The sequence below is a fragment of the Caldithrix abyssi DSM 13497 genome (assembly GCF_001886815.1).
In the GTDB taxonomy this organism is placed as follows: domain Bacteria; phylum Calditrichota; class Calditrichia; order Calditrichales; family Calditrichaceae; genus Caldithrix; species Caldithrix abyssi.
The window spans coordinates 2,593,472-2,619,665 of record NZ_CP018099.1 but is presented as its reverse complement, the minus strand read 5'-3'; the positions used below and the strand labels follow the sequence as shown (position 1 = coordinate 2,619,665).

Genomic DNA, 26,194 nt, shown 5'->3' with positions numbered 1-26,194 from the left:
AAAAAGGAATGGGATATGAAAAAATTTTTTAAACGATTCTTTATGATTCTGCTAACCGTACTGGTTTCAGGCCTGCTTATTCTCTGGATGTTAAACAAACAAGCCTTAACGAACCGAAAACAGGCCAGTTGCGACAGTCTGTTAAGCCCTGTTCAAAAAGCGTATCTGCAGGAAACGCTGCATTTAAAAAAGCAGTTCGGCAGTAAAGTCTGGCCCGGATTGGATTCGGTTAACATTCCGATCGTGGTTTTTAATAATTGCTACGAGTTTTTGACGGGGATGGATCGGGCGGACGCCGGCTGGGAAACGATCAGCGCCGATGATTTCATGGGCAGGCCCTACCTGCGTCGTAAATTGAGAGAACCAAAAGCGTTCGCCGTTTTACTGGACAAACAATGGGCCGGCATGCTGGGCACGTTAAACCAGATGAACTTCGAGTTTCTGAATGGCATTCGTCAGGAATTTCCACCGGGAATCGCGCAACTCTTTCCCTATTTTTTGGCAAGAATTGCGCCGGATCAGTATGTGGTCTCGCTGCTTCATGAGATGTTTCATGCCTATCAGGCCGTGCGCAATCCTTCCCGCTTTGGAAAAATCCAGTCCCTGTACCGGGTAGAACAGAAATATCCGTATCAGAACCAGGATTTCATTGACCTGTGGAATAAAGAAGGCTTTTTGCTTTGGGAAGCGCTTTCAACAGACGACCGGGAGAGCATGAAAGAATCCATCAGAGAATTCATCCGTATTCGCCAGGAACGAAGAGAAAAATATCAGATTACGGCTGATTTGCTTGACTTTGAGAGAGAACTGGAGTGGCTGGAAGGTCTGGCCAAATACGCTGAAATTCGCTTTTATGAATTGGCGGCAGAAGGGGACTACCGCTCGGAAGCCGTTCCATACCGAAAAGGACTGCCGCACTGGCAGATGGAGTTCAGCCGCTTGCAGAACAGTCTCGGCGAGCAGGGCAGCGATTTTCGTTTTTACCTGGCCGGCATGGCGCAGGCCCGTTTGCTGGACAGAATTGATCCGGACTGGAAAACGAAAATAATGACCACCAATCTATCGCTGGATGAATTATTAAGTTCTGGCTTTTAAAAAGCACAGGAGATCAAAATGAAGTTAAGAAAAAAAACGACCGTATTGTTATTAACCGTCACACTAACCGTGGGATGTGCCGCCATGAATAAAACAGTAAGTAAAATGTTCAGCCATGTGCAAATTAGCGATCTCGAAAGAATATCGGAAAAGGATTTGCAAAATTTGCCGCAAACGGTGCGGAACTACCTGCGCTACAGCGGCATTGTCGGCAAGGAAAAGATTAAAACCGTGCGCCTGAAACAGGGCGGCGATTTCCGTTTGAAACCGGATCAGGATTTTAAAACCATGAAGGCCGTGCAGTATTTTAACGTGGATTCCATGGAATTTTTCTGGCAGGGAAAGGTCAACATTATCACTGCCACCGACCGCTTTCTGGACGGTAAAGGCGATTTGACGGTGAAGTTACTCGGTTTGATCAGGGTGGCTTATGCCGAAGGGCCTGAAGTGGATCAGGGCGAAATCCTGCGCTTTTTAGCCGAGGGCGTGTGGTTTCCTTCTGTTTTTCTCAACGATTTTATTCAATGGGAAGAACTGGATGAGCGCACCGCCATGGCCACCATTACGCTAAAAGATTTGTCCGCTTCGGCGCTGTTTCACTTTAACGAAAAGAATCAGGTGGAACGTATTACCGCCAGACGCTACATGGAAAAAGATGGCAAATTCGAGTTAAAAGACTGGGAAATACGCATCGTCGAATACCGCGCCTATCACGGCATTAACATCCCCGCAAAAAGCGAGGTGTTCTGGAAGCTGGAAGAAGGCGATTTTTGCTGGTACAAACCAGAAATTTATGAGATCGATTACAACGTGCCCGTGCCTTATTAAGGAGTTAAATAAAGTGAATTCTACATTAAAAACCTTTCTGCCCATCATCGTGGCTGTCATGTTATGGGCAGGATTGTACGGCTGCCGTAGCGCAGGCGCGCTTCTTAAAGAGGTGGCTTCGACGGAAAACAGCTATCTGCTTGGTTTGACCGCCGGCGGACTGGTGGAAAACAACACGCTGCAGGGCGTTGACGGCGCATCCGAAGTGGACGCTATCACCGGCGCCACGAAAACGCGGTTTAACCTAGGCATACACAGGATAATTAAATTCAAGACGCTAACCTTTGAAAGCGGTCTGGATTATCTGACATTTGATCAGAGCATCACCTACGAGCTGCCTACTTTTGCCCAGGCCGGCCAGCGCCAGGTGCGCTTCAGTCAGTTGCGTCTGCCGCTGACCTGCAATATTCCGTTTTTTAAAGGAAAAGACGGCCAGGCCCGCCTTATCCTAAAAGCCGGGGCTTCTTTGGGCTGGACAATTTCCCGATCGGTTACCGACCGCGGCTCGCTTCCGGACTACACCTTTGCCAGTTGGGATTACGGCCCGACGCTGGGTGTTGCCTGCTATCCGTTTCCGGCGGCAAAGCACTACCGGCTTGGCATTTATCTGGTTTTGTATCGCGGCAGTCGCATCTACGAAGATATTTTTCATCCGGCCGAAGGTCAGGGCGGACAGAGCTACATGAAGTTTGGAATCATCTTTCAATAAAGATTAAAAAACAGGGACATGAAGATGAATTGGGCAACCATCAAAAACAATCTGGCATCCATATTTTTTTTAGCGCTTCTCTTTGCGGCGAAGGGGCCCTATGCGCAAGCGTCACATCCAGTAAAAGAAGAAAATGCTGTCGATAAAATTGAAACAGCCATACAATCAGGCCTATTCACTTATAAACTGACGGAGCCGCATGAAGTGCAAAGCGTGTTAGGCCTTCCATTACGAGAACATTGGCGCAAAGACGGAGGCAGGGATTTACTGGAACTCATCTACCCCGCTATGACATTCACTTTTGGAAAATATCGCAGCGAGCCCGGGGCGGTTTTCACCCTTTTGGATGTAACGCTGAATAATAAGACGATGGATATCGGGCAGAATAGAAAGCTGCTGTTAAGAAACAACGGCGATCTAAGAAAGCTGAATCATTTTGACGGCTTGCAAAACGTTTCGTTAAAACAGCTGGATCTAAGAACGGAATTGCCAATGCTGGAATCGTTACCTTTCGACTCCGAGACCGAGTGGCCGGGCGCGGACAGCCTGCCGGCCGGCTTCGATCCGCGCCGTTTGCTGGAAGAAGGCAAAAATCCCGGTCTGGGCATCCGGGCTTTACACGCCCAGGGTATTACAGGCCGCGGCGTGGGACTGGCCGTTATCGATCAGCCGTTGCTTATGGAACACGAAGAATACGCCGGTCGTCTGGCGCGTTACGACGCCACGGGGCTGGCCGGCTTTCCGCCGCAGATGCACGGTTCGCCCATTGCTTCCGTTGCCGTTGGAAAAGATATCGGCGTGGCGCCGGAAGCGACCCTATCCTATTTCGCCGTGCCCATGTGGAAAAAAGACAACAGCGGATATATCCGCGCCCTGCGCATGATCTTTGATTTGAATGAACATTTGCCCGAAGAAGAAACCATCCGCGTGGTCAGTATTTCTGACGGTCGTTTCGCAAGCAAGAAGCGCTATGCGGAATGGCAGGCCGTGCTGCGGGAAGCGCAGGAAAAGGGCATTCTGGTGGTGACCTGCGATACCAGCGATTGGCATTTCGGCACCTTGACGCTGAAAGAAAGCGCTGACCCGGATTCAGTTGATAATTATCAGGCCGGGAAATACAGTTTTCCGGATGATGTAATTCGCATCCCGACAGGTAATAAAACCTTTGCCAGCCACAAGGGCGCGGAGGTGTATTTTTATGACCGAGAAGGCGGGAGAAGCTGGGCGGCGCCCTATCTGGCCGGATTGGCCGCGCTGGCCTTTCAGGTTAATCCTGAAATCAGCCCGCAGAAAATAAAGACCTTGCTAATCGAAACAGCCATTCACACGACGACTGGACCGGTGGTCAATCCGGTTGGTTTTATCGAACTGGTAAAGAAAACCATTAATGAAAAGGAGTATGAAAAATGAAAGAACAGTTAGGCGGTCGCCCTGTACAATTGGCAACCTTATTGGCGCTGATCTTCCTGGGTTTTAATCTAATGCTTGCGCAGGATGTAAAGAGTATTGCCGGCCATTGGGAAGGGCAGATTGAACTGCCGGGGCAGGCGCTGGAAATCGACATCGACTTTTTTGTGGTTGAAGATGGCCTCCTGAGCGGCGATATTTCCATTCCCTTGCAGGGCGCCAAAGATTTACCCCTGGACGAAATCGAAATTAACAGCAGAGAAGTGCGCTTTAAGCTGCCCGGCGTGCCCGGCAACGCTTCTTTCCAGGGAAAGCTATCCGAGGACGGCCAGCGGATAAGTGGACAATTTAGCCAGTCAGGGCAAAGTTTCCCCTTTTCACTGAGTCGCGCCGCCACAAAGGCTGCCCGGACAAAAGCGACCCTGCGCGGTTTCGACGCCTTCATCGCCCGGGCCATCAAGGATTGGCAGGTTCCCGGCCTGGCCATGGCCATTGTCTGCGATGATCAGGTCGTGTTTCAAGGGGGCTTCGGCTATCGCGACCTGGACAAAAAACTGCCGGTGACGTCCCAAACCCTGTTTGCCATCGGTTCCAGCACCAAGGCTTTTACCACTTTTGTGCTGGGGCAGTTGGTGGATGACGGCAAACTGGAGTGGGATCAGCCGCTGCGCCGATTTTTGCCGGAATTCGAGCTGCAAGATCCGTTCCTTTCGCAGCGCCTTACGCCGCGCGATCTGGTGACCCACCGCTCGGGACTGCCGCGCCACGATATGTTGTGGTATAATAATCATAAACTCACACGCAAAGAAGTCGTTCGCCGCCTGCGATACCTGGAGGCTAATGCCGACCTGCGGGCCAAATTCCAATACAATAACCTGATGTTCCTGACCGCCGGTTATCTCACGGAATCTCTGACCGGTCAGACCTGGGAAGAGGCGGTGCGGCAGCGGATACTGCAACCGCTAGAAATGAAGGCCACCAATTTTTCCGTTCAGCAATCGCAGAAGAGCGCCGATTTTGCTTTGCCCTATACGGAAGAAGAGAACCAGTTGAAACGAATTCCCTTTCGGCAAATCGACCTGATCGGACCGGCCGGGTCCATCAATTCCAACATTACGGATATGAGCCACTGGCTGATGGTGCATCTGAATAACGGCGTTTACAAAGGGCGGCAAATGATTAACAGCGCCACCCTGGCCGATATTCACACCCCGCACATGACCACCGGCGCCACGGCCAAACACCCGCAGATTTCCCCGGCCGACTACGCCCTGGGCTGGTTTGCCGACACCTACCGCGGCCACCGGCGCCTGCACCACGGCGGCAACATCGACGGCTTTACCGCCATGGTGATGCTCTTTCCCGATGACGGCATCGGCATGGTGGTGCTGGCCAACAAATCCGGCGCGGAATTGCCGGCAATTCTCACCCAGCATGCGGCGGATCGTATCTTCAACCTTAAGCCTATCGACTGGAACAAGGAGGGACTGGCAAAACGCGACAAGGGAAAAGAAGCGGACAGGGAAGCCAAAGCGACCAAATATGCGGAGCGGAAAAAAGGCACCCAGCCGGCGCATCGGCTGGAGGAATATGTCGGCGATTACGAACATCCCGGCTATGGCACCCTGACCGTGCGGCTGGTGAAAGATCATCTGGAGTTCGTGTTTAACGACATCGTTACCCCGCTGGAACACTGGCACTATGAGGTTTTCAATGCCCTCAAAGGCGAAGACGACGCTTTCGAAAACAAAAAGCTGCAGTTCCGGACCGATCTGAAGGGCAACGTGGCCGCGGTGGAAGTGCCCTTTGAACCGGCGGTGGCTAATATTGTCTTCCGCAAAAAGCCCTCCGCCCGATTGTTCGACGCCGGATATTTAAAGCGCTTTGTAGGCGCCTACGATCTGGCCGGCCGCGAGATACGGATCGATCTGGCGGGAAATGTGCTCAAGCTAATCGTGCCGGGACAACCGCCTTACCCCCTGAAGCCGGCGCTGGGCGATGAATTCGTGCTCAAAGACTACTCAACGGTAAGCATTCGTTTTACCCTGGATGAAAAAGGGAAGGTGACCGCCTTACTCTTAAGACAGCCCGAAGGCGCCGTCACGGCGAAACGGAAGGAGGAGTAGTGATCCATCCTCGCCAATACAATTTAATCTGCTGGCGGGGATAGGGCTGCCCCTTATCAATTAGTAAATTACTATTTCGGAGAAGTGAAAATTATAAGCTATGGAGCCAACAATGACCAACGAAGATTTAGAATTAATCGAAACCGCCCGTTCGCTCATCAAAAAACGCTTTGTTGAAGGGCGGCATCACATCGCTGCTGCGCTCAGGACAAAGTCCGGCAAGGTGTTCAGCGGCGTGCATGTGGAAGTGTACGTGGGACGCATCACCATCTGCGGCGAAGCGGTGGCCATTGGCGCGGCGGCCACGGCCGGGGATACGGACATCGAAACCATCGTGACCGTGGATGAAACCGGGCGCATCGTGTCGCCCTGCGGCATGTGCCGGGAGATGATCGCCGATTACTCGCCGGATGCGCAGGTGATCATCCTGAAGGACAAGCAGCCGCACACCATAAAGATTGCTGAGTTGTTGCCATTTCAATACGAACAATAGGTGAAAACATGTTGGAATTACCGAAAAAATCACTGAGAAAAAGTCTGGTAGTTACCGGCCTGATTTTTACCATCGTCATTTTTCTGTGGCCGGTTTTCATGGCGAATTCCGCCTTAGACGGAAGCGTAGAAATGCAGTTACAACAGATCAGACAGCATCCCGTTCCGTTCCGTCTTAATTTTGTTTTAGCTTCCTTCATTGCGCCGTCGCTGTCTGCGCTGTTGATAACGGTGAGCCTGTTTTTTAAAACGCGAAAAACCAGCACATTGAAAGAAACGGAATGGAATGAGCGTAAAAGACCGCATTTTCGTTAATCTTCTGAAAACCTCCTGGTTTCAATTCATTGTCTCGCTGACAATTGCTGTGTTCCTGGTGTTCTCTGCCGCCCGGTTTTATTCACCGATGGATGTCGCGCCAGCTGCGCCGTTGCCGCAATTCACGGGGCAGCTGGATGAGCGTATCCCGGCGATTATGCAGGAGTATTCCATCCCCGGCGTTTGCCTGGCGCTTATTCACAAGGGCGAGATCGTCTGGCAAAAGGCTTATGGCTACGCCGACCTTGCAGAAGGCAGAAAGATAACGGTCGATACGCCGTGCCGGGTGGAATCCATTTCAAAATCCCTTACCGCGCTGGGTGTCATCAAACTGGTAGAGCAGGGGCGGATCGATCTGGATGCGCCGCTTCAAAATTACCTGGGCGATTGGAAGTTGCCCGATACGGAATTTAATGAAGAAGCGGTCACCGTGCGCCGCCTGTTGAGTCACACAGCCGGAATGCCGCTGGGCAGCATTGGTCCGGCCGTGGAGTACGCGCCGGGCAGCCCCATGCCTTTGTTGCGGGAGTTTTTAAGCAGGGAAGCGCGGCTGGAAAGGGCGCCCGGCAGTAGTTTTGCTTATTCGAATACGGGCTTCAATTTACTGGAATTGCTCATTGAAGAGGTGAGCGGACAGACGTTTGCGGAATACATGAGTGATGAAGCGCTGCAACCGCTGGGCATGCGCCAGGCGGACTTTGCCTGGAATGAGGCCTGGCGCTCACAGATTCCCACAGGATATGATCTGCAAGGCCGACCGGTGCCGCCTTATGTCTATCCGGTAAAAGCTTCCGGTGGACTATTTGCTACGGCAGGAGACATCGCCCGTTTTGTCTGCGCCGGAATGAAAGCAACTTTAAATCCAGAAAAGTCTAATGGACTCCAGAAATATTTTCAGCGGCTGTACGCGCCGCAAACAAAAATTCCCGGGCTGTTCGGTCTGGTAGCCGACGCTTACGGATTCGGTCATTTTATCGAAATCCTGGCTGATGGAAAAAAGGCGGTGTGGCACGGCGGGCAGGGCCACGGCTGGATGACGCATTTTCATTCTGTTCCCGAAACCGGCGACGGCATAGTGATATTAACCAACAGCCAGCGCAGTTGGCCGGCTTTTGCTTATGTTTTGAGCGATTGGGCGCATTGGAGCGGCGTCTCTGCGCCTGGAATGGGGAAAATAATTTGGGGACAAAAGATCGTGTGGACTTTGATCGGGCTGCTTTTCTTTATTGTTTTATGGCAGGCAGAACGATTGGTAAAGGGGCTGGTTTCCGGCCGGCGCAGGTTTACCTTGTGGTGCGCAAACGTGCGGGTTGTGCGCTTGATCCAGAGTGGATTGTTCATCGTTCTGATCTCCTTATTGTTCTGGGCTGCCGCGCAGGACTACCTGGTCATTTCTTCGCTGTTCCCTGTTGCCGCCAGCTGGCTGGGATATGTCTTGTTTTGTTGCGCCCTGGTTTCCGGTTTATCCGCCCTGTTCCCAGGGCAAAAGAAAAGCAGATGAGATTCCAATGTAAAACAAGGAATAGAATTTAAGATGAAACAACGAATTAATTTGCAACGAATATTGTCTTCGGGTCGCATGAGATATGTGGCAGTCATTTCTATCTTATTTTTGACGCTTCCATTCAAGGCATTTTCCGCAGGCGCCCGGAATGTGAAGACAGACGCCCGAACCAGACAGGCTGCCTCTTATGAAAGGAATCAATCAGAGATGATAAAATCGGATTCGGTTCAAACAGCTGCCGCGGGCGAGCGCATTTCCTACGGAAGCGCCTTTTCTTACGTGGGCTTCCCGGTTGTTTTATACATGCCCGAGACTTCTGTAATCTTTGGCGGCGGGGCGACCGTTACCATGCGCGACGAGAGCCAGTCAGAGGATGATCGTCCCAACTGCTTTCACACGCAGGTTATTTACACCTTAAAAAATCAGTTTGCTATTAAATTGGAACCGGAGTTTTATTTTGACAGCTACAAATGGCAATTGCGAGCAATGATAGCCTATCAAAAATTTCCGGACACCTTTTACGGCATGGGGAACCGCAATTCAAAAGAGGAAGCCGTAAATTTCACCACCGAAGATTTCGTCTTTTACGCTGGCCTAACTCGTCGGGTTTATAATCAACTGCGCCTGGGATTCTGGTTTAACGCCCAGAAAACCAACGTGCTGAAAATTGAGACCGGCGGTTTACTGGATCGGGACGATTTAAAGGGGATTAATGGCGGCGCTATTTGCGGCATCGGCCCGGTGATCGAGTGGGACAGCCGTGACAATATTTTCTACCCCACGTCGGGCGCCTGGCTGCAATTTAACGCCGCCTTTTATCGCAAAGGGTTGGGAAGCGCGTTCCACTACAATTCCTATATGGCTGATCTTCGATACTATTTCAGCCCGGCCGAATCGCATATCATCGCCGTACAGTTTTTAGGCAAGTCGGTGGACGGTGAAATTCCTTTTAATAAATATGTTCTGTTAGAGTCCATGCGAGGTATAAACGGCAGCCGGTTCCGCGACAAAAAAATGTTTTTGAGCCAGATTGAATACCGCTACCCTGTCCATAAAAGATTTGCCGGTGTCGTTTTTGGCGCGCTGGGCGACGTCGTCAACAATTTGCAGAATTATGAATTGAAGACATTAAAATACAGCTTTGGTTTCGGCATACGATACTTGATCAGTCCGCAGGAGAAAATTCATTTGCGCGTGGATGTGGGCGTCAGCCGTTGGGGCATAAACCCCTATTTTCAAATATCTGAAGCTTTTTGAAGAACAAGATGATCGTTTGTCAAAACTTGCTGAAAAAGCGCGGAACATCCATGAGTTCAGTATAAAAACCACGAATTTCACGAATGGACACGAATATATTTTATGTAATTTAAATAAAAACAATAGTCCCATTTAAATGAAATTCGATAATAAAACCTTTTTATACCGGACTCATCCATTTTTTTTGAACTGGCGTACTCATCGCCAGGCATTTTTCTTAAAGAATTGGATACATGTTAGGATTGTTTTAAGGTTTGATTTGAAAAAAGAGAGAGAAGAATGAAATTATCCCCATCGCACAAAATCTATCTCGGGCTGGTCATTGTGTTAAGCCTGTTCAGTGCATTGAATGTTTTTTTACCTCAGGGTTCATTCCTGCCGCCTTATCAACTGCCTGCGCCGAAATCCATTATCGCCGTGGTGACGGCGCTGATGATGCTTGTTCTGTATGGCGGATTGGGATTGGTCGGATTGACTTTATCCCGCAAACTGGGCTTTACCGAAACCCTGGATGAGCAGGTTTCCAACCGACAACACTTTTTAATACCGGCGCTCGTTGGCTCTGCGCTGGGACTATTTTTCATCGGAGCCGATACGATCCTGTCCCAATTCCATTCACTGGGACATCTTCCCCATCCGCCTTTTCCCACTTCTCTGGTGGCTTCTATTGTTGCCAGCATTGGCGAGGAGATCATCTTTCGGCTGTTCTTCATATCGTTCTGGACCTGGCTGATTTCATCCATTCTGCTGAAAAGGAAATGGCAGTCTCAAGTTTTCTGGGTGGTGACCGCTCTTTCTGCTTTTGCCTTTGCCGCGGCGCATCTTCCGTCTGTGATGATGCTCTTTTCTCTGAAACAATTCAACCAGATTCCACCGGCGCTGCTGATAGAAATTCTGCTGCTCAATGGCACGCTTTCTGTGGCTGCCGCTTACTATTTCAGAAAATACGGCTTTTTAGCCGCGGTGGGCATTCACTTCTGGGCGGATGTGGTCTGGCATGTGATATGGGGGGGATGTTAAGAGTCTAAACGCGTGAATGATAAAATGATTCGGCTTTATTTTCGATTACGGTTGTTGTTGCCATCGTTTTTAGATGACAGAAAAATTGTCTGGGGAGGATTAAGAGTAGGGCGCTGGCAACAACGGGCTGAACGGGACACTAATAAATCAAAAGGATAATTATGAGAGCAATTATTGTTTTTTGCATTCTGATACTCGGGAGCATTGGTCACGCGTTAGGCTGCACCACATTTGTGCTGCAGGACTCGGCGCAGATTATTTTCGGACGGAATTTCGACTATGATCTGGGCATGGGCCTGGTGGTCATCAATAAAAGAGGGCTGGAAAAACAGGCCATGACAGATGCGGCGCACCAGCCGGCACGATGGACGGCGCAATACGGCAGCGTCACCTTTAATCAGGCAGGCATCGACGCGCCCATGGGCGGGATGAACGAAAAAGGGCTGGTCATCGCCCAGATGGCATTGCCGGAAACGGTCTATCCCCAAACGGACGGCAAGCCTGTTTTGAATCAATTGGAGTGGATTCAGTATCAACTGGATGTTTCTGCCACCTCGGAAGAAGTGATCGCCAACAGCCGCAAGGTGGCCATTGTTCCGGTAGCAACGCCGGTGCACTATTTGATTTGCGACGCAGAGGGGCGCGTGGCTGTGATTGAATTTTTAAACGGCCAAATGATGGTTCGGCAGGGCAAAGAGGTCGTTGTGCCGGTGTGCAGCAATTGGCCTTATGAAAAATCGATAAGCGCGCTGGGGGAGTACCGGGGCTTCGGCGGGCAAAAGCCGATCCCGCAGCGGTGGACCAGTATTGCGGATATCGTTGCCATTGCCGCTTCCGGAGTCCAGGGCTTCCTTAACGAAAAATACAGCAATCTGCTGGATTTTGGTTTTGACCTTCTATCGGCGGTCGGCTCCGATTTGCGGACGCAGTGGAGCGTTATTTATGACATTACCAACCGGCGCATTTGTTTCACATCGCTGCGCAGTAAAAAAAGACGGAACATTTATCTTGAGCGCATCGATTTTTCCTGCGATGCGGCCATCCCCGTGGCTGACGTTCAGGAACATTCGGCGGCAAACGATTCCCTGCTGCTATTTGGGAATCTGGAGAAAGAAGAATACTTCAGGTACAAAAAAGAGCTGGTGAACTGGTTTACAACGCACATCGCCGGTTTTCCGGAGTTGCCGGACATCTTTTTAAAACGAGAGGTGGAATATGTGTTTAACAGGCCATGTGTGCATTAACGACAGGCAAGGTGTTTTTAGTAACATTTTTCATGGAAATCCTTCCCCCCTACACAAATAGTGGCTGGGACTTCCTGGAATAGTCCTTGCCTTTTTACCTCTAAATTCTTGGAGGAGGAAAGCTGAGCGTGGACTCCCGCTTCCTGCGGTGGCATGGTTTCTCCTCATTTGCAGAAACAGAATTGAAATGACAGACTAACTATTCAACCATTTCAACCATTCAACCATTCAACTAATCAACTATTCAACCAATCCAGCGGCACAAAAATTTTCGCATCCCGCCATGGAGCGCCAGATCTTTTGAAAAAAGTTTATAACCTAAAAATGATTTTTGCATCAAATTAAAATTGTAGGCATATTTCATTAATTAAGATCAAATTAAAAACGCATCAAAAAAAGTAAACAAACAAAAGGAGGCGCCATGAAATTAGCCGATCAATTACAATCTGCCGACTGGAAAAAAGAAAAACATGCGCCGGTCATTGAAGCTCCGGAAAAAGTAAAAGCAGGCGAAGCATTTGAAATTAAAGTCGGCCTGGGCAAAGAAATCGCCCATCCCAACACTACCGAACATCATATTAGCTGGATTTCGGTCTTCTTTAAACCCAAAGGCAGTAACTTTACGCATCAGGTGGGACATTTTGAGTTCTGGGGCCATGGGGAAAGCACCAGCGGACCCAACAAGGGCCCGGTGTACGCCAATCCTGAAGTAACCGTCTCGCTCAGTTTAAACGAATCTGGCACCCTGTTCGCCATGGCTTTGTGCAATATTCACGGCCTATGGGAAAGCAGCCGGGAGGTAGAAGTAGAGTAGTCGCGCACTAAAAAACGTTTTTACTCACAAAAGGAATATGGGAATTCCCAAAACCCATATTCCTTTTAAAACAACAGACTGTATTTTAGCGGTATGCGAAGAGAGACAAATAAAATCATGAAATTTTTTCGTTTGCGTAAAAGAAAAATGAAATAACTTTTGCTGCGTCGTCGCCTATTTTTGCAGACATCAATACGCAAGGGAAATGCATTTTAGTGAAGGCATTCCTCTGCACCGCCTGCAGACGCAAAAAAGTTAAAATACGGTTAAATGTTGTATTTTTATCAGAATATGTTTATTTTATTCATAACTGTTTTTTGAAGCAATTAGAAAGAAAAATCACGATGAAAATCATTCTGACATTTTTCTGGATTATAATCGGCGCCGTTTTACTGTGGTTTTTTGCGGAAAACCTTGACCAGAGCGTAACCATTGATTTTTTCGGCCGAACGTATGAACACATCAATCTTGTAACGGTCATTTTTGTTTCCACCTTGTTGGGATTACTGCTTGGCACCGTGATTATGACCTGGCAAGTGATCAAACATAAAGCGCGTGTATCTTCAGCTAAAAGAGAGAATAAAAAGCTGCTTAAAAAGATAGAAGAACTGGAAAAGCAAGTTAAAGAACAGGAACAGGCCGCCGATCTACGGAAACTGCCTGATGATCCTGATAGATCAAACAGTGGTTTTAATCCATGAAACTTTTAATTAAAGAACAAACACGTCTGTTTACTTCAGGCATTCTGATCATCCTTACTTTAAGCGTTGCTCTTTTTGCCGACGAAAACTGGCAGCAATGGTTGAAGCTGTATCAAAGCGGACAGTACGCTGCTTTAAAACAAAAACTTGAACAGGTTTCCCCTGAGCCAAAAAATAGTCTTGAATATTTATTTTTCAAAACGCTTTTTATTAAAGACGGTGCACGGGCTGTAAAAAATTATCAGATGATTTATGAAAAGAGCAGTGGCCGGTTAAAGCGTCTTGCCGCGCAAAAATCACACGATTACTATTTCGCCCTTGGTCTTTATCTCAAAGCAGAAGGTTATGCCTCCTTTATAAAAGAGACGCCGCAGGAAAAGGCGTCGAATCCCCCTTCTTACAAAACAGATGATGCCAAATATGTCATCCAGTTCGGGGCGTTCAGCTCCATGAACAACGCACGCAAGCGGCAGAAGGAACTTTCGCAGAAAAGAATCGACAGTCAAATTGTCGTACGTAAAATAAATAACAAAAATTTTTACTGTGTTTGGGTAAAGGGGGGCGCCACTTTCGCCGATACTGACCAGTTAGCAAAGCAGCTGAAAAAACAACTTGGTATTGAATATCGTATCATCAAAGAATAGGGAGGAGTATGGATATTCACGATCTTAAGACGATTCCATTGTTTTCTGAATTAGACGACGACGCTTTGAATGATATTGCACGCATGATGGTTAGACAAACCTACAAAAAAGATAATATGGTCCTGATCGAAGAAGAAGTCGGGTCCACCATGTTCATTATCCTCAGCGGTCGCGTTAAAATTTCGCGCATTAGTGACGAGGGGCGCGAGGTCATTCTGTCGATTCTGGTTGACGGTGATTTTTTTGGAGAAATGTCCATCCTGGACGGGCAAACGCGCAGCGCCAATGCCGTTACGCTGGAAGACACAGAATTACTGCTCATTCATCGGGAAAACTTTTTACGCATTTTACACGATTATCCTCAGGTCGCCATAAATCTTTTAAAAGAGCTTGCGCACCGCCTGCGCCGCAGCGATGAGCAGATTAAAAGTCTATCTCTGCAAAACGCCATGGGCAAAGTGGCATCCACTTTGTTGCGTATCGCCGATGATTCCGGAATTATTAAACAGGGCCAGGTAGAAATACCTCAATTACCGCCGCAGCAGGACCTGGCAAACATGGCCGGAACCAGTCGCGAAACCATTTCGCGCGTTATTAAATCGTTGGGACAGTTAGGTTATGTTAAAAAAGAAGGCAGCAAGCTGATCATTCTGGATTATGACAAATTTCGGGAAGATTTTTCTTAAAAAATGGAAGAACAGTCAAGCAGTATTGCCATTGTTACCAGAAACACCGAGCGTTTTCAGATTTTTAAGAACATCTTAAAAGAAATTTGTCCAAGAATTCTGCCGCTCAATATCGATCAAAGATTGGAGGTTAATTTTTTTCATGAATCGTTCGACCTGATTTTAGTCGATTTTGCTCATGATTTAAAAGCCCGTTTTAAAGACATTGAGCATCTGGTAGAACACAGAAATTTAAAAGATAAAACCTTTCTTTACGTACTTAACCCCAAGCAGGAATCATTAAAACACCAGATCTATCGCTATCCCAATTCCCAGATATTAATCGATCCGGTGGATAAGTTCAGCCTGATCACCCTGGCCAGAGCCGGAATCAGGCTTTCTCTCATCCATCGAAGGATCGAGACCTACAAAGAATTATTAGAAGGCGAACAAAAATTAATCAGCTATATCGACGAGCTTCTGGATATTGACCGCATCCATGAATATGATAATTTTGAAGAAGTAAAGCAGTTTTTGCAGTCGCCCCTGCTTAAAAAAATCGAACTGACGCTGGCCGTGGAAACCGCTTATTTTGGCTTTTATGAGGAAGAAGAAAACAGACTCCTGCTGCAGGAGCGGTCGCGTCCCAACAAACTGGAAAGATTGGTCTATTTTTCTCTGGAAAAAAGTCATACGCACTGGCTCTTAAAGCAAAACAAAACCCTGGTCTTCGAAAAGACAGACCTGGTTGATCCGCTGATCCAGGAACTGGAAGAATATCTTGGCTTCAAGATTATCAGCCTGCTATTTGCGCCCATCAATCTTTTTCACCGCCCCTTCGGAGCGCTTATTTTGATCAATAAAATTTATCGTGAGTCATTTTCCGAAAATGACCTTTCCTTTGCTATGATTGCCGCTCAGCGGCTGGCTTTTAATCTGGAGCAATATTTAATTCAAAGCGACAGCCACGAGCATTTTAAGCATTTGCCGATCAATCTTTTCAGCCAGGATCAATTTGAAAAATTTGAATTAATCCAGAACATATTAAAAGCGGTGCATTTTGGCGTGGTTGTTTTTGACAATGAACAGCGGATCAAATTTCTCAATCCGAGCGCCGTACAAATTTTGAATGTCAAGGCACCGTTAAAAAAGATCCGCTACTTAAAAGACATCCTGAACGAAAAAAACATTCGTGAAATTTTAGCTTTAATCAAAGAAAATCCCCTGCCCATTATTCGTCAGGAAATTGAACTGGAACGCACCTTGTTGTCCAATGTTTACATCGGTCTTTCCATTTATCCCTATGACCAGAACAAGAAAAAAACAGAATACATCATGGTCTTTTCGGAAATTACGCAAACCAAACGAATCCAGGCCGAAATCATTCGCATGGATCGCATGGCCTCGCTGGGCGTTTTAAGCGCCGGAATCGCCCACGAAATACGCAATCCTCTGGCGGGAATCAAGGCCATGGCCCAGTCGCTGGAAGATGAACTGCAAGATGAGCCCTCTAAGCTGGAGTACCTGTCGCGCATTTTACGTCAGGTAAATCGGCTGGAAAAGTTATTGAAAGCTTTCTTTTCTTATGCCCGTCCCGTCCGTCCGGATCCTAAGCAGTGTTCCATCAAAAAGGTGATCAACGAGGTCTTTCCCCTGATCCAAACGCGTTTCAGAGAAAAACGGATTAAAGTGGAAACCTTTTACGCGGAGGATCTGGCCGATGTATTTGTTGATCCCAACCAGATTCAACAGGTTTTGTTAAATCTCTTTATTAACGCCATCGATGCCATGCCAGACGGCGGCGTTTTGAGAATTGAAGCTCAAAACGCTCTTAACACGCAGCCCATTTTAGATAGGCGCAAACGAAATCCCAATTTGCTTTCGGATAAATTCATCAAAATTTCCATTTCCGACACCGGTGTGGGCATACCGCCCGATGTCCTTGAATTGATTTTTAATCCCTTTTTTACGACCAAAAGCCAGGGAACCGGCCTCGGACTTTCCATTGTTTACCAGATCATTAAGGAGCACGGCGGGCAAATCGATGTGGAAAGCGCTCCGGGAAAGGGAAGTACGTTTCATATCTATCTGCCAGCTCTTTAAGCTAAGTAAAAGGAATTGAGTTTTGACGCTTTTAATTACTGTCCTGATCGTTGGCATGCTCGTGGGGGGCATCAGTTCGGTATTAGGCCTGGGCGGAGGCATTATTTTAGTGCCAGCTCTGAACGTCGTTTTTCGCTTACCGCACAGCGAGGCCATCGCCACCAGTCTGGCGACCATCGCTTTTATTACCCTTTTAAATACCGTTCGTTTTGCGCGCCGCAACGAAATTGACTGGACGCTGGTATTTTACCTGTTGATTTTTTCGGCCGTAAGTTCAGGTTTTGGCGGATTTTTAGTAACGTTTCTTTCCGAACAAATTTTGTTAGCCATTTTTATTTTATTTCTGATTTACGTTCTGATCCAGATGTTCATTGGCTACCAGTCAAGACACAGCGCGCCAAAACAAAAATCACGCTGGTACTGGATGTCGTTGATCGGCGTTTCCAGCGGACTGATCTCCGGCACGACCGGGGTGGGAGGGGGAATTATCATCACGCCGCTGCTTTTTAAAAGTAGATTGGTAAAAGAAGGACATGTGGTGCCCCTGACCAATGCGATTATGTTTTTAAACGCCTTTTTTGCGTTGATTCCTCTGGCCTTTGCACAAAGCGCAGAGCATTCCTTCTGGGGCGTTGGGCTGATTCATTTTGACCGCGCCTTACTTTTATTTCTGGGAGCCATCCCGGCCTCGATACTGGGCACAAAATATCAGGCCAGAATACCCGTTAAATTAAAAAAAGTGTTTATCGCTTTGATTTTATTGGTCATTCTGGGACGAATGATATTGCGTTGGGCCTCTTCTTTTTAACAAAACCGAATTTTTTCCTGGAGACGGACAGAAAATTCATTTTTTTTAAAAAACATCTTTACTTGTAAAAAATGTTTGAGTATCTTCTTTTTCTTGTAGGACTATACGGTTAAACAACAAGAGGAGTTGGTATGGACGTTTCAAAAAAAGGAATGGGCCTTCCGGAAAATGCCTATCGAAAATTAAAGGAAGGGGAAGTGTACAAGCCGGTTGTTCCGGATGATATGCCGCTTCCTGAAATTACGGGATACTCGTTATTCTGGGGCATGTTTTATGCTGTGGTTTTTTCCGCCGCGGCCGCCTATCTGGGGTTAAAAATCGGACAGGTTTTTGAAGCCGCCATTCCCATTGCCATTCTGGCTGTTGGGTACTCGGCTTTAACCAAACGTAAAAACGCCCTTTCGGAAAATGTGATCGTACAATCCATTGGCGCCAGTTCGGGCGTAATTGTGGCCGGCGCTATTTTTACCATTCCGGGTTTGTACATTCTCGGGCTGGAAGCGACCTTTCTGCAGGTGTTTTTGGCCTCTCTTTTTGGCGGGTTTTTGGGAATCCTCTTTTTAATTCCCTTCAGACGTTATTTTGTCAAAGACATGCATGGAGAATTCCCCTTTCCCGAAGCGACGGCTACCACCGAAGTGCTGGTCGCCGGAGAAGCGGGCGGACGTCAGGCCAAAATATTGGTTAACGCCCTTATTGTGGGAGGAATTTACGACTTTCTGGTATCCGGTCTTGGCTTCTGGAAAGAAGTGGTTTCCACCCGAGTTTTTGACTGGGGCCGACAGCTGGCCGACGCCACCCGTCTGGAATTCCGCATGAATATTGGCGCCGCTGTGATGGGCCTGGGCTACATCGTTGGTTTAAAATATGCGTTGATCATTGCCAGCGGTTCGTTTTTAGCCTGGTGGGTCATTCTGCCGACCATCTATTATATCGGTCAATTTAATCCCATGCCCATTTTGAACGCAGCCAAACCCATTTCGGACATGCTGCCCATAGAGATTTTTAATCACTACGTACGCCATATCGGAATCGGCGGTATTGCCGCAGCAGGTCTGATCGGGGTGATTAAATCGCACAAAATTATTACCGGCGCTTTTAAGCTGGCCATTATGGAAATCACCGGAAAAGCGCACAGCTCTGACGAAGAAGCCAACAGCCAGAAGAGAACCCAGCTGGACATCAAAATGAAATGGCTGGCGTTGTCGATTGTCAGCGTATTGCTGGGCATTTTTGTTTTCTTTTTACTCCTGGTCGTTAAAGGCAACCTGATTCATGCTCTGGTCGGTCTGGCCATTGTAACGGTGATCTCATTTCTGTTTACTACAGTCGCCGCACGCGCCATCGCCATTGTCGGCACCAATCCCGTTTCCGGCATGACCTTGATGACGCTGATCATCTCTTCGGTCATTCTGGTGGGCGTTGGGCTGCACGGTGAAGACGGCATGCTGGCCGCGCTGATCATCGGCGGTGTGGTTTGTACCGCTCTTTCGATGGCTGGCGGTTTTATTACCGATTTGAAGATCGGCTATTGGCTGGGCACCACGCCACGCACCCAGGAACGGTTTAAATTTTTAGGAACCATTCTGGCTGCCGCATCGGTGGGCGCCGTAATCTTTCTGCTGCATCGTACCTTCGGTTTTGGCCCTGGCGGTCTGGAAGCGCCGCAAGCTTCGGCCATGGCCGCCGTTTTAAAACCCTTGATGACCGGCCAGCCCGCACCCTGGATTTTGTACATTGCCGGCGTTTTATTAGCCATTGTGCTGGAATTCATCGGAATTCCTCCGCTGGCCTTCGCCCTGGGCATGTATTTGCCGCTACATTTAAATACGCCTATTCTGGCCGGCGGCATTATCGCCCATCTGGTCTCCAAAAGTACCAGCGATGAAAAACTGCTGGCAGCCCGCCGCGAAAAGGGCACCTTAATTGCTTCTGGTTTTATCGCCGGCGGCGCAATTATGGGAGTGATGGCTGCAATTATTGTTTTTATCGGACAGTCGATTACCGGTCTGGACGGATGGAATATCATGAAAGCCATCGGCACCGAACACTGGGTGGAATCGCCTCCTGCCGAAATTTTAGGCTTCTTTATGTTCCTGTTATTATTGATTTTTATGTACTGGGATGCCAAGAGAGCAAAAGTAGAAGAATAGATGTGAAAAAATGGGTCGCTGTTAAGCGGCCCATTTTTTTTTGACTGAAACGGGCCTTTTAAGTAAGTTTTATTAAATTTAAACTTAAGATTTTGGTTGATTATGCGATTCTGGGGGTTAAGAAAACACAAAGAATTCGATTTAGAGTCTCGGCTGCACGCTAAAGATAAAAAGCGCATTCAGTTTGAGCGTTTACCCAGACGTAAAGTACGCTCTTTATGGTGGACGCTAATTGTCTTTTTAATCGTGCTTTACCTTTATTTTTATTTAAAGAAGATGATTTAGAGGGGAGCATCCGGATGATTCAATTAAGCAAAATATTAAAATCCGTTCCTATTTTTCACACCCTGGGCAAAGAAAGCATTGATTTTATTATTCAACGCTTGAAATTTAAAACCTTTGGGCCCAACGAAACGGTTTGTAAAATTGGCGATCCCGGCGATGAAATGTATATCATCATTAACGGCAAGGTTAAAATTTGCATCTATGATGACCAGGGTAATGAAAAAATTGTGGCCACCTTGCAAGCTGGAGATTACTTCGGTGAAATGGCTTTACTGACCGGAGAACCGCGTTCCGCTTCGGTCATAACCACCGAAGAATCTGAAATGTTTGCCCTTCATAAAAACGATTTTGACGTGATCCTGGAAAAATTCCCCTCCATTTCCATTAGCATCGGAAAAATAATGAGCCAGCGGCTGCGCGAAACCCTGGCAAAGGCGTCTCATATTCCCAATGTAAATAAAATGGAAACCTCTCAGGAAGGTCCCCGCGGCAATTTAAAAGAAGTGCCGCTGGTCGATTTAATCCGTTTTTGCGAGGCCAACTCTTTAACCGGCATCTTAAAGTTAGAACACGACTCACAAAAAGGAGAGCTGGAATTTAGAGCCGGTCAATTGCAAAAGGTGACTCTTGGCAATTTAAGCGAAGATCAGGCGCTGGACACCATGCTCGGCTGGGATGATGGCCAGTTCCGGATCGAACTAAAACCTTTAAAATTTGACGAATTGGTGGAAGAATCGCCAGAACATAAAGAAGAACCTAAAATCCAGAACGTATTGATTCTGAGCAATTCCATCGTTGTTCAAAAGATTATCGAACGCGCCCTGATCAGCTTGGGATACAGGGTCTTTAAAGCCCGCAAAATTACGGACGGACTGAACCTGATGGATGTGGAAAGCGTTGATCTCATCGTATCGGACATCAAGCTCCCTGATGGCGACGGTGTTAAGCTCATTGAACAGGTGAGAGCGCAAAACGAAAAACCGATTATTTTTATTGGCGAGCCGAATTTAAAGCCGGAACTACTGAAACCAATTAGGGAAGCGCATGCGGTCGAAATAACCGGCAGTCATGAGGTAAGCGAAATTGTGCAACTAATCGAACATTTTAATCAAAATGGATAATATTATCTTTCACCAGCTGAAGCGCGTGCCCCTCTTTTCTTCGATTAAGGAAGAAGACCTGAAGCTCATCCAGGATAAACTGGATGATGTTTATTTTAAAAAAGGCGATGTCATCATTCGCGAAGGTGATCTGGGAGACTGTTTTTATATTATCAAACAGGGTACGGTTCGCGTGGAAACGCAGCCGGAAGATGAAGGCGAGCCAATCATCCTTGCCCGGCTGCAGGACGGCGATTATTTTGGCGAAATGGCCCTGATTACCGGCGAGCCGAGATCGGCAACGGTGGTGGCTGAAAGTGACGTCTCTTTGTGGCGCTTGTTAAAATCCGACTTTGATCGTCTGATCTTAAATAATCCAGATATTACGCTTTCTCTCACCCACATGCTCAGCCACAGACTGAGCAAAACCAACAAGGCCCTGCAAGAGACCGAAGTGCAATTTCTTAAAAAAATCCATCCCCGGGGCGAAATTGCCCAATACGGCATCATCCGCATCCTGAACTTTGCCGAGCAAAATGCATTAAGCGGGCGGATTGTCTTTAAAAAAGGCGATGATACCGCGGTTTTTGTGTATGAAAAAGGACAGCTTTTACACCTGGATTTTGACGGAAAAGAAGAGGATGAAGCGCTCGATGAAATTTTGAGCTGGAAGGAAGGAACCTTTTTTATCGAGCCCAAACTATTTGATCTGGATGCTCAACCGGTGAGTGAAAATCCGGAATGGACTCCCGAAGAAAAATCGCTTGTAAATACGTATGAGCGCTATTTTACCGAGAAATTTAGCGAGCTGATTCAAAGAGCGGGCAGCAAAAATTTACAGGCCGCTCTTAAAAAGGCCATCCACAAGCTTAAACCTATTTTTGATGAAATCGAAAACCTGTGTTTAGAAATCTTGCCTGAATTAAAAATTGACTTCTCAAAGGTGAACAATTTTAATGATAAATACGTCCTGATGTTAGCCATGTTGCTCAGCCAGATTATCGATTATTTGTCAAGAGAAGTTATTGGAATTGATTTTTTTGACTTGACTTCGGAGCGGGAAGAGATCAATACATTACTGGAAAAGAACCAATTCTTTGACCTTTACCGGGAATCGGGAGATCTGGTCTGATCTCTTTTGTCGCGCCGGGGGCTGACTTGTTTTCTGCTTAAAAAAAGCCGCAGATAAAAAATATTGCTGTTAACCAAACGCAAAAATGAACCGTAAGGGCCAGGGATTTCCGTCTGCATTTTTTCAGTAAGGCTTATTTTGTCTAAAGATTAATGCTTGCCGTTGGCGAATTGTTCATGTAAATTCCTTCGCCCTACGTAAAAGGTGGTAGGAATTCATCACATTTGCAGAAACATTTTTGAAATGACAGACTAACTATTCAACCATTCAACTAATTAACTATTCAACCATTTTGGCGGCACAAAAATTTTCGCATTCCGCAATGCCTGGATAGATCCTACATGGGCAGTATTCCAAGGCAGCCAAGCCGCAACCAAAATCAACCGCAAGGCGCGCAAAATAATTTTCTCGCATATCATATTAATCAAGGTTCAAAAACTACCTTAAAACCTATAAACTCTTATACTCATCCACCTTTTTTGCCCAACGGTGGCAGGAAATGCCCGAAGTGGCCCTCACCCCCTTTAATTCCCCCTCTCCCAGAATAAAAGTCTGGGAGAGGGGGAAGTTTCGCATGGCAGATTATTTCCAACGGTGTAAGTGATTCCTGCGTTGGTCAGTTTCGTGCAAAGGCGGGAAGAGGAGTGACAGGCCGGCGGCCATTCAATTTGAACCATGATTTACTTGATTTCGGGATTTCCATGATTTGCTTTTTATGCCTACAAAATTTCGCCTTAAATTTGAGAGTAAACTTTCACGGGTGAAAAAAATCAAGTTAATCCTGTAATCATATTAATCAAGGTTCAAAAACTACCTTAAAACCTATAAACTCTTATACTCATCCACTTTTTTTGCCCAACGATGGCAGGAAATGCCCGGAGTGGCCCTCACCCCCTTTAATTCTCTCTCTCCCAGAATAAAAGTCTGGGAGAGGGGGAAGTTTCGCATGGCAGATTATTTCCAACGATGTAAGTGATTCCTGCGTTGGTCAGTTTCATGCAAAGGCGGGAAGAGGAGTGACAGGCCGGCGGCCAATCAATTTGAACCATGATTTACTTGATTTCGGGATTTCCATGATTTGCTTTTTGTGCCTGCAAAATTTCGCCTTAAATTTGAGAGTAAACTTTCACGGGTGAAAAAAATCAAGTTAATCCTGTAATCATATTAATCAAGGTTCAAAAACTACCTTAAAACCTATAACCTCTTATACTCTTACACTATTGCCCCTCGCCATTGGATAGAATCGGAATGATAGGCAGACGACCATTCAACTAATTAACTATTCAACCATTTTGGCGGCACAAAAATTTTCGCATTCCGCAATGCCTGGATAGATCCTACATGGGCAGTATTCTAAGCTCCCCGAAGAAGGGAAGAGTTGCCAGCTGTCATAATAAGCAAATTTTCAGGCCTAAAAAAAGATAGCATTATAATTAAAGATTTTGTAATTTTATATGATTATTGAAATATCAGGTTTCAGATGATTATAGTTTATGAGAGGGAACCATGAAAAAAGTCTTAGTTTTAGGCACCCATAACTCCTGCATCAGCGTCATGATTGCCGCGCTCATTAAGCACATTTCATTTAATCGAATCGATGTTTACAGCGCTGGTTTGCGTCCCAAAAAAATTAACCCTTACGTTCAAAAAGTTCTGATGGAAATAGGGATTGATATCTCTAAAGAAAAGTCAAGATCGGTCAATGAATTCATTCATACCAAGTGGGATATTATCATTACCACTACCGAAGAGGCGCGCCAGCGGGCGGATACCATATTAATCGGAGCCACCAAAATTCATAAAACCTTTGATGATCCGGCCAAAATAAAAGGCGGCGAAATCGAAAAGATGAATGCCTTTCGCGAATTACGAGACGAGATCAATGAATGGTTGAATGAGTTTATCGCCCGGCATCGATTAATTCCCGCCTGAGTTTATTAAGTCATAAACTTTCAGGTCGAATGATTAACGGATGATACAACTTTACACCGGAGGTATTAAGATGAATACTAAAAGGATGGTTTCACTGTCGGGAATTTTGATCCTGCTTTTTTTATTCTTTTCTTTTTCCATACCAGCTAAATCATTTGCGTCGGATACGACAGGCACGCAGCAAGTTGTTGAACATAAAAAGGTAGAAAGCAGTGAACACAATGGCGATCAGGCTATTAAAGCAAAGGAAGAGCATAATCTGGGAAGCGAATTGCCTCTGTGGACGATTATTCCCTTTGTTGGAATCCTGCTTTCCATTGCTATCTTCCCGCTGGTGGCTCCGCGTTTCTGGCATCACCATTTCCCCAAAGTTTCTGCAGCCTGGGCATTGATTTTTGCCATTCCTTTTTTATTTGTTTACAAAATGATCGCTTTTGAAAGCATTTTACACATCTATTTAATTGATTACATCCCCTTTATTATTCTATTATGGGGACTGTTTACCATTGCCGGCGGAATTTACGTGCGGGGAACGATGAAGGGCAGTCCGCCCGTCAACCTGCTGCTCATCTTGATTGGCACGCTACTGGCCTCCTGGATTGGCACCACCGGAGCGGCCATGGTGATGATCCGTCCCTTATTAAGAGCCAATAAACATCGCAAGCACAGAGTGCACCTGGTGGTCTTTTTCATCTTCCTGGTCGCCAATATCGGCGGTTCATTAACGCCGCTGGGCGATCCGCCTCTGTTCCTGGGTTTTTTGCATGGCGTCAGTTTTTTCTGGACGTTAAATTTATTCCCTGAAATGTCGTTTGTGGCCTCTATTTTACTGGTTTGTTTTTTTCTGATGGATTCCTACTATTACCGTCAGGACAAACAGTTCATGCCTACCGACGGCGAAAAAGAACCGATTAAGGTTGAAGGCGCTTTTAATTTTATCTTTCTGTTGGGCGTGGTGCTGGGCGTCATTTTCAGCGGTGTCGCCCACCTGGGACATTTTACCGTGTTTGGCGTTCACATGACGGTGCAAAACGTGGTGCGTGATTTCTGGATTATTCTTATGGGCCTGCTGTCTCTTAAGCTGACAAAACAAGAAATTCGCCAGGGCAATGAATTCAACTGGTTTCCGATTAAAGAGGTGGCCTACCTCTTTGCCGGCATTTTTATGACCATCATTCCGGCGCTGGCCATTTTGCAGGCCGGCGAGCACGGCGCCATGGCCGGTTTGATTAGAGCGGTAAAGGAACCCTGGCACTATTTCTGGATAACGGGAACTCTTTCCAGTTTTCTGGATAATGCGCCGACCTATTTAACGTTCTTTAACAGCGCCCTGGGCAAATTGGGCATTCATGAGACTGAACTGCGCGCCGCTTTTGCAAACGGTACGGTAACCACACAGTTTCCTGAATTTATAAAATATTTAACGGCCATCTCAACCGGGGCCGTATTTATGGGCGCCAATACCTACATTGGTAACGCTCCTAATTTTATGGTCAAGTCGATCGCCGAAGAGGCGGGAGTACCCATGCCCAGCTTTTTTGGGTATATGATCAAGTATTCCATTCCCTTTTTGATTCCGACGTTCATTCTGTCTTCGCTGATTTTCTTAAGATAAGAGTGGATGTTGATAGGGACTTACTTAAGTTAGATTGCGATTCTTCTGCTTTGTTTTTCAAAGTTTGCGGATTCAGTTAGTCCGCAAACTTTTTCTATTTTTGCAACTCATTGCTTTTTAGGATACTTCCTCTGGAAGATCTAGTCCCGCCCTGTCGTGATGGATTGGTTGAATAGTTAATTAGTTGAATGGTTGATTAGTTGAATTGTTAGTCTGTCATTTCAAAAATGTTTCTGCAAATGTGG

22 protein-coding genes are annotated in these 26,194 nt (G+C 46.8%); all 22 read left to right on the top strand.

Annotated elements, in window-relative coordinates:
- Window positions 1-15 precede the first annotated feature (15 nt).
- The 22 genes from Cabys_RS10185 to Cabys_RS10075 all read left to right on the top strand — a co-directional run bounded on the left by Cabys_RS10185 (window position 16) and on the right by Cabys_RS10075 (window position 25,949).
- Window positions 16-1,095, top strand: a complete 1,080-nt coding sequence (locus Cabys_RS10185) for a hypothetical protein (RefSeq protein WP_006930284.1) — start codon at window positions 16-18, stop codon at window positions 1,093-1,095.
- An 18-nt stretch (window positions 1,096-1,113) separates the two neighbouring features.
- On the top strand, window positions 1,114-1,923 hold the full coding sequence (locus Cabys_RS10180; RefSeq protein ID WP_006930283.1) for a DUF6544 family protein: 810 nt from the start codon (window positions 1,114-1,116) through the stop codon (window positions 1,921-1,923).
- 13 nt (window positions 1,924-1,936) lie between these two features.
- Window positions 1,937-2,632, top strand: a complete 696-nt coding sequence (locus tag Cabys_RS10175; RefSeq protein ID WP_006930282.1) for a hypothetical protein — start codon at window positions 1,937-1,939, stop codon at window positions 2,630-2,632.
- An 18-nt stretch (window positions 2,633-2,650) separates the two neighbouring features.
- The gene (locus Cabys_RS10170; protein WP_150109309.1) at window positions 2,651-4,042 is read left to right on the top strand and encodes a S8 family peptidase; all 1,392 of its coding nucleotides are present in this window, start codon (window positions 2,651-2,653) and stop codon (window positions 4,040-4,042) included.
- Window positions 4,039-6,165, top strand: a complete 2,127-nt coding sequence (locus tag Cabys_RS10165; protein ID WP_006930280.1) for a serine hydrolase — start codon at window positions 4,039-4,041, stop codon at window positions 6,163-6,165. Before Cabys_RS10170 ends, Cabys_RS10165 begins: the two co-directional genes overlap by 4 nt.
- 112 nt (window positions 6,166-6,277) lie before the next feature.
- The gene (locus Cabys_RS10160) at window positions 6,278-6,658 is read left to right on the top strand and encodes a cytidine deaminase (protein WP_217183955.1); all 381 of its coding nucleotides are present in this window, start codon (window positions 6,278-6,280) and stop codon (window positions 6,656-6,658) included.
- 8 nt (window positions 6,659-6,666) lie between these two features.
- Window positions 6,667-6,972: a hypothetical protein gene (locus Cabys_RS10155; RefSeq protein ID WP_006930276.1), complete on the top strand. Its 306-nt coding sequence runs from the start codon at window positions 6,667-6,669 to the stop codon at window positions 6,970-6,972.
- Window positions 6,944-8,473, top strand: coding sequence for a serine hydrolase domain-containing protein (locus Cabys_RS10150; protein ID WP_006930275.1), 1,530 nt, complete (start codon window positions 6,944-6,946; stop codon window positions 8,471-8,473). Before Cabys_RS10155 ends, Cabys_RS10150 begins: the two co-directional genes overlap by 29 nt.
- A gap of 33 nt (window positions 8,474-8,506) precedes the next feature.
- A complete protein-coding gene (locus tag Cabys_RS10145; protein ID WP_006930270.1) occupies window positions 8,507-9,733 on the top strand; it encodes a BamA/TamA family outer membrane protein in 1,227 nt (408 codons plus the stop codon).
- Window positions 9,734-10,012: 279 nt separating this feature from the next.
- Complete coding sequence (locus Cabys_RS10140) at window positions 10,013-10,753, top strand: CPBP family glutamic-type intramembrane protease (RefSeq protein WP_006930268.1); 741 nt, start codon at window positions 10,013-10,015, stop codon at window positions 10,751-10,753.
- 161 nt (window positions 10,754-10,914) lie between these two features.
- Entirely contained in the window at window positions 10,915-11,997 is a 1,083-nt protein-coding gene (locus Cabys_RS10135; protein WP_006930267.1) for a linear amide C-N hydrolase, read from the top strand.
- Window positions 11,998-12,418: 421 nt separating this feature from the next.
- Entirely contained in the window at window positions 12,419-12,811 is a 393-nt protein-coding gene (locus Cabys_RS10130) for a class II SORL domain-containing protein (RefSeq protein WP_006930263.1), read from the top strand.
- Between the two features lie 344 nt (window positions 12,812-13,155).
- A complete protein-coding gene (locus tag Cabys_RS10125; protein ID WP_006930262.1) occupies window positions 13,156-13,512 on the top strand; it encodes a LapA family protein in 357 nt (118 codons plus the stop codon).
- Complete coding sequence (locus Cabys_RS10120; RefSeq protein ID WP_006930259.1) at window positions 13,509-14,156, top strand: SPOR domain-containing protein; 648 nt, start codon at window positions 13,509-13,511, stop codon at window positions 14,154-14,156. The genes Cabys_RS10125 and Cabys_RS10120 overlap by 4 nt, the downstream gene beginning before the upstream one ends.
- An 8-nt stretch (window positions 14,157-14,164) precedes the next feature.
- A complete protein-coding gene (locus Cabys_RS10115; protein WP_006930257.1) occupies window positions 14,165-14,842 on the top strand; it encodes a Crp/Fnr family transcriptional regulator in 678 nt (225 codons plus the stop codon).
- A 3-nt stretch (window positions 14,843-14,845) separates the two neighbouring features.
- Complete coding sequence (locus Cabys_RS10110; protein ID WP_006930255.1) at window positions 14,846-16,924, top strand: sensor histidine kinase; 2,079 nt, start codon at window positions 14,846-14,848, stop codon at window positions 16,922-16,924.
- A gap of 22 nt (window positions 16,925-16,946) precedes the next feature.
- Complete coding sequence (locus tag Cabys_RS10105; protein WP_006930254.1) at window positions 16,947-17,732, top strand: sulfite exporter TauE/SafE family protein; 786 nt, start codon at window positions 16,947-16,949, stop codon at window positions 17,730-17,732.
- 131 nt (window positions 17,733-17,863) lie between these two features.
- Window positions 17,864-19,885 carry an OPT family oligopeptide transporter gene (locus tag Cabys_RS10100; protein WP_006930251.1) on the top strand — a complete coding sequence of 674 codons (2,022 nt, stop codon included), beginning with the start codon at window positions 17,864-17,866 and terminating at the stop codon, window positions 19,883-19,885.
- Window positions 19,886-20,184: 299 nt separating this feature from the next.
- Window positions 20,185-21,291 carry a cyclic nucleotide-binding domain-containing protein gene (locus Cabys_RS10090; protein ID WP_006930248.1) on the top strand — a complete coding sequence of 369 codons (1,107 nt, stop codon included), beginning with the start codon at window positions 20,185-20,187 and terminating at the stop codon, window positions 21,289-21,291.
- The gene (locus Cabys_RS10085) at window positions 21,284-22,402 is read left to right on the top strand and encodes a cyclic nucleotide-binding domain-containing protein (protein WP_006930247.1); all 1,119 of its coding nucleotides are present in this window, start codon (window positions 21,284-21,286) and stop codon (window positions 22,400-22,402) included. The genes Cabys_RS10090 and Cabys_RS10085 overlap by 8 nt, the downstream gene beginning before the upstream one ends.
- A gap of 1,506 nt (window positions 22,403-23,908) precedes the next feature.
- Window positions 23,909-24,334 carry an arsenate reductase ArsC gene (locus Cabys_RS10080; protein WP_006930246.1) on the top strand — a complete coding sequence of 142 codons (426 nt, stop codon included), beginning with the start codon at window positions 23,909-23,911 and terminating at the stop codon, window positions 24,332-24,334.
- Window positions 24,335-24,404: 70 nt separating this feature from the next.
- Window positions 24,405-25,949 (top strand): sodium:proton antiporter, encoded by a 1,545-nt coding sequence (locus Cabys_RS10075; RefSeq protein ID WP_006930245.1) that lies wholly within the window; start codon window positions 24,405-24,407, stop codon window positions 25,947-25,949.
- The last annotated feature ends 245 nt before the right edge of the window (window positions 25,950-26,194 follow it).

Coding starts and splice junctions, on each gene's coding strand:
- Cabys_RS10155 (WP_006930276.1), top strand. CDS start 6,667: ATGTTGGAATTACCGAAAAAATCACTGAGAAAAAGTCTGGTAGTTACC.
- Cabys_RS10080 (WP_006930246.1), top strand. CDS start 23,909: ATGAAAAAAGTCTTAGTTTTAGGCACCCATAACTCCTGCATCAGCGTC.
- Cabys_RS10165 (WP_006930280.1), top strand. CDS start 4,039: ATGAAAGAACAGTTAGGCGGTCGCCCTGTACAATTGGCAACCTTATTG.
- Cabys_RS10130 (WP_006930263.1), top strand. CDS start 12,419: ATGAAATTAGCCGATCAATTACAATCTGCCGACTGGAAAAAAGAAAAA.
- Cabys_RS10140 (WP_006930268.1), top strand. CDS start 10,013: ATGAAATTATCCCCATCGCACAAAATCTATCTCGGGCTGGTCATTGTG.
- Cabys_RS10120 (WP_006930259.1), top strand. CDS start 13,509: ATGAAACTTTTAATTAAAGAACAAACACGTCTGTTTACTTCAGGCATT.
- Cabys_RS10160 (WP_217183955.1), top strand. CDS start 6,278: ATGACCAACGAAGATTTAGAATTAATCGAAACCGCCCGTTCGCTCATC.
- Cabys_RS10185 (WP_006930284.1), top strand. CDS start 16: ATGAAAAAATTTTTTAAACGATTCTTTATGATTCTGCTAACCGTACTG.
- Cabys_RS10180 (WP_006930283.1), top strand. CDS start 1,114: ATGAAGTTAAGAAAAAAAACGACCGTATTGTTATTAACCGTCACACTA.
- Cabys_RS10145 (WP_006930270.1), top strand. CDS start 8,507: ATGAAACAACGAATTAATTTGCAACGAATATTGTCTTCGGGTCGCATG.
- Cabys_RS10090 (WP_006930248.1), top strand. CDS start 20,185: ATGATTCAATTAAGCAAAATATTAAAATCCGTTCCTATTTTTCACACC.
- Cabys_RS10115 (WP_006930257.1), top strand. CDS start 14,165: ATGGATATTCACGATCTTAAGACGATTCCATTGTTTTCTGAATTAGAC.
- Cabys_RS10085 (WP_006930247.1), top strand. CDS start 21,284: ATGGATAATATTATCTTTCACCAGCTGAAGCGCGTGCCCCTCTTTTCT.
- Cabys_RS10075 (WP_006930245.1), top strand. CDS start 24,405: ATGAATACTAAAAGGATGGTTTCACTGTCGGGAATTTTGATCCTGCTT.
- Cabys_RS10170 (WP_150109309.1), top strand. CDS start 2,651: ATGAAGATGAATTGGGCAACCATCAAAAACAATCTGGCATCCATATTT.
- Cabys_RS10135 (WP_006930267.1), top strand. CDS start 10,915: ATGAGAGCAATTATTGTTTTTTGCATTCTGATACTCGGGAGCATTGGT.
- Cabys_RS10100 (WP_006930251.1), top strand. CDS start 17,864: ATGGACGTTTCAAAAAAAGGAATGGGCCTTCCGGAAAATGCCTATCGA.
- Cabys_RS10110 (WP_006930255.1), top strand. CDS start 14,846: ATGGAAGAACAGTCAAGCAGTATTGCCATTGTTACCAGAAACACCGAG.
- Cabys_RS10125 (WP_006930262.1), top strand. CDS start 13,156: ATGAAAATCATTCTGACATTTTTCTGGATTATAATCGGCGCCGTTTTA.
- Cabys_RS10150 (WP_006930275.1), top strand. CDS start 6,944: ATGAGCGTAAAAGACCGCATTTTCGTTAATCTTCTGAAAACCTCCTGG.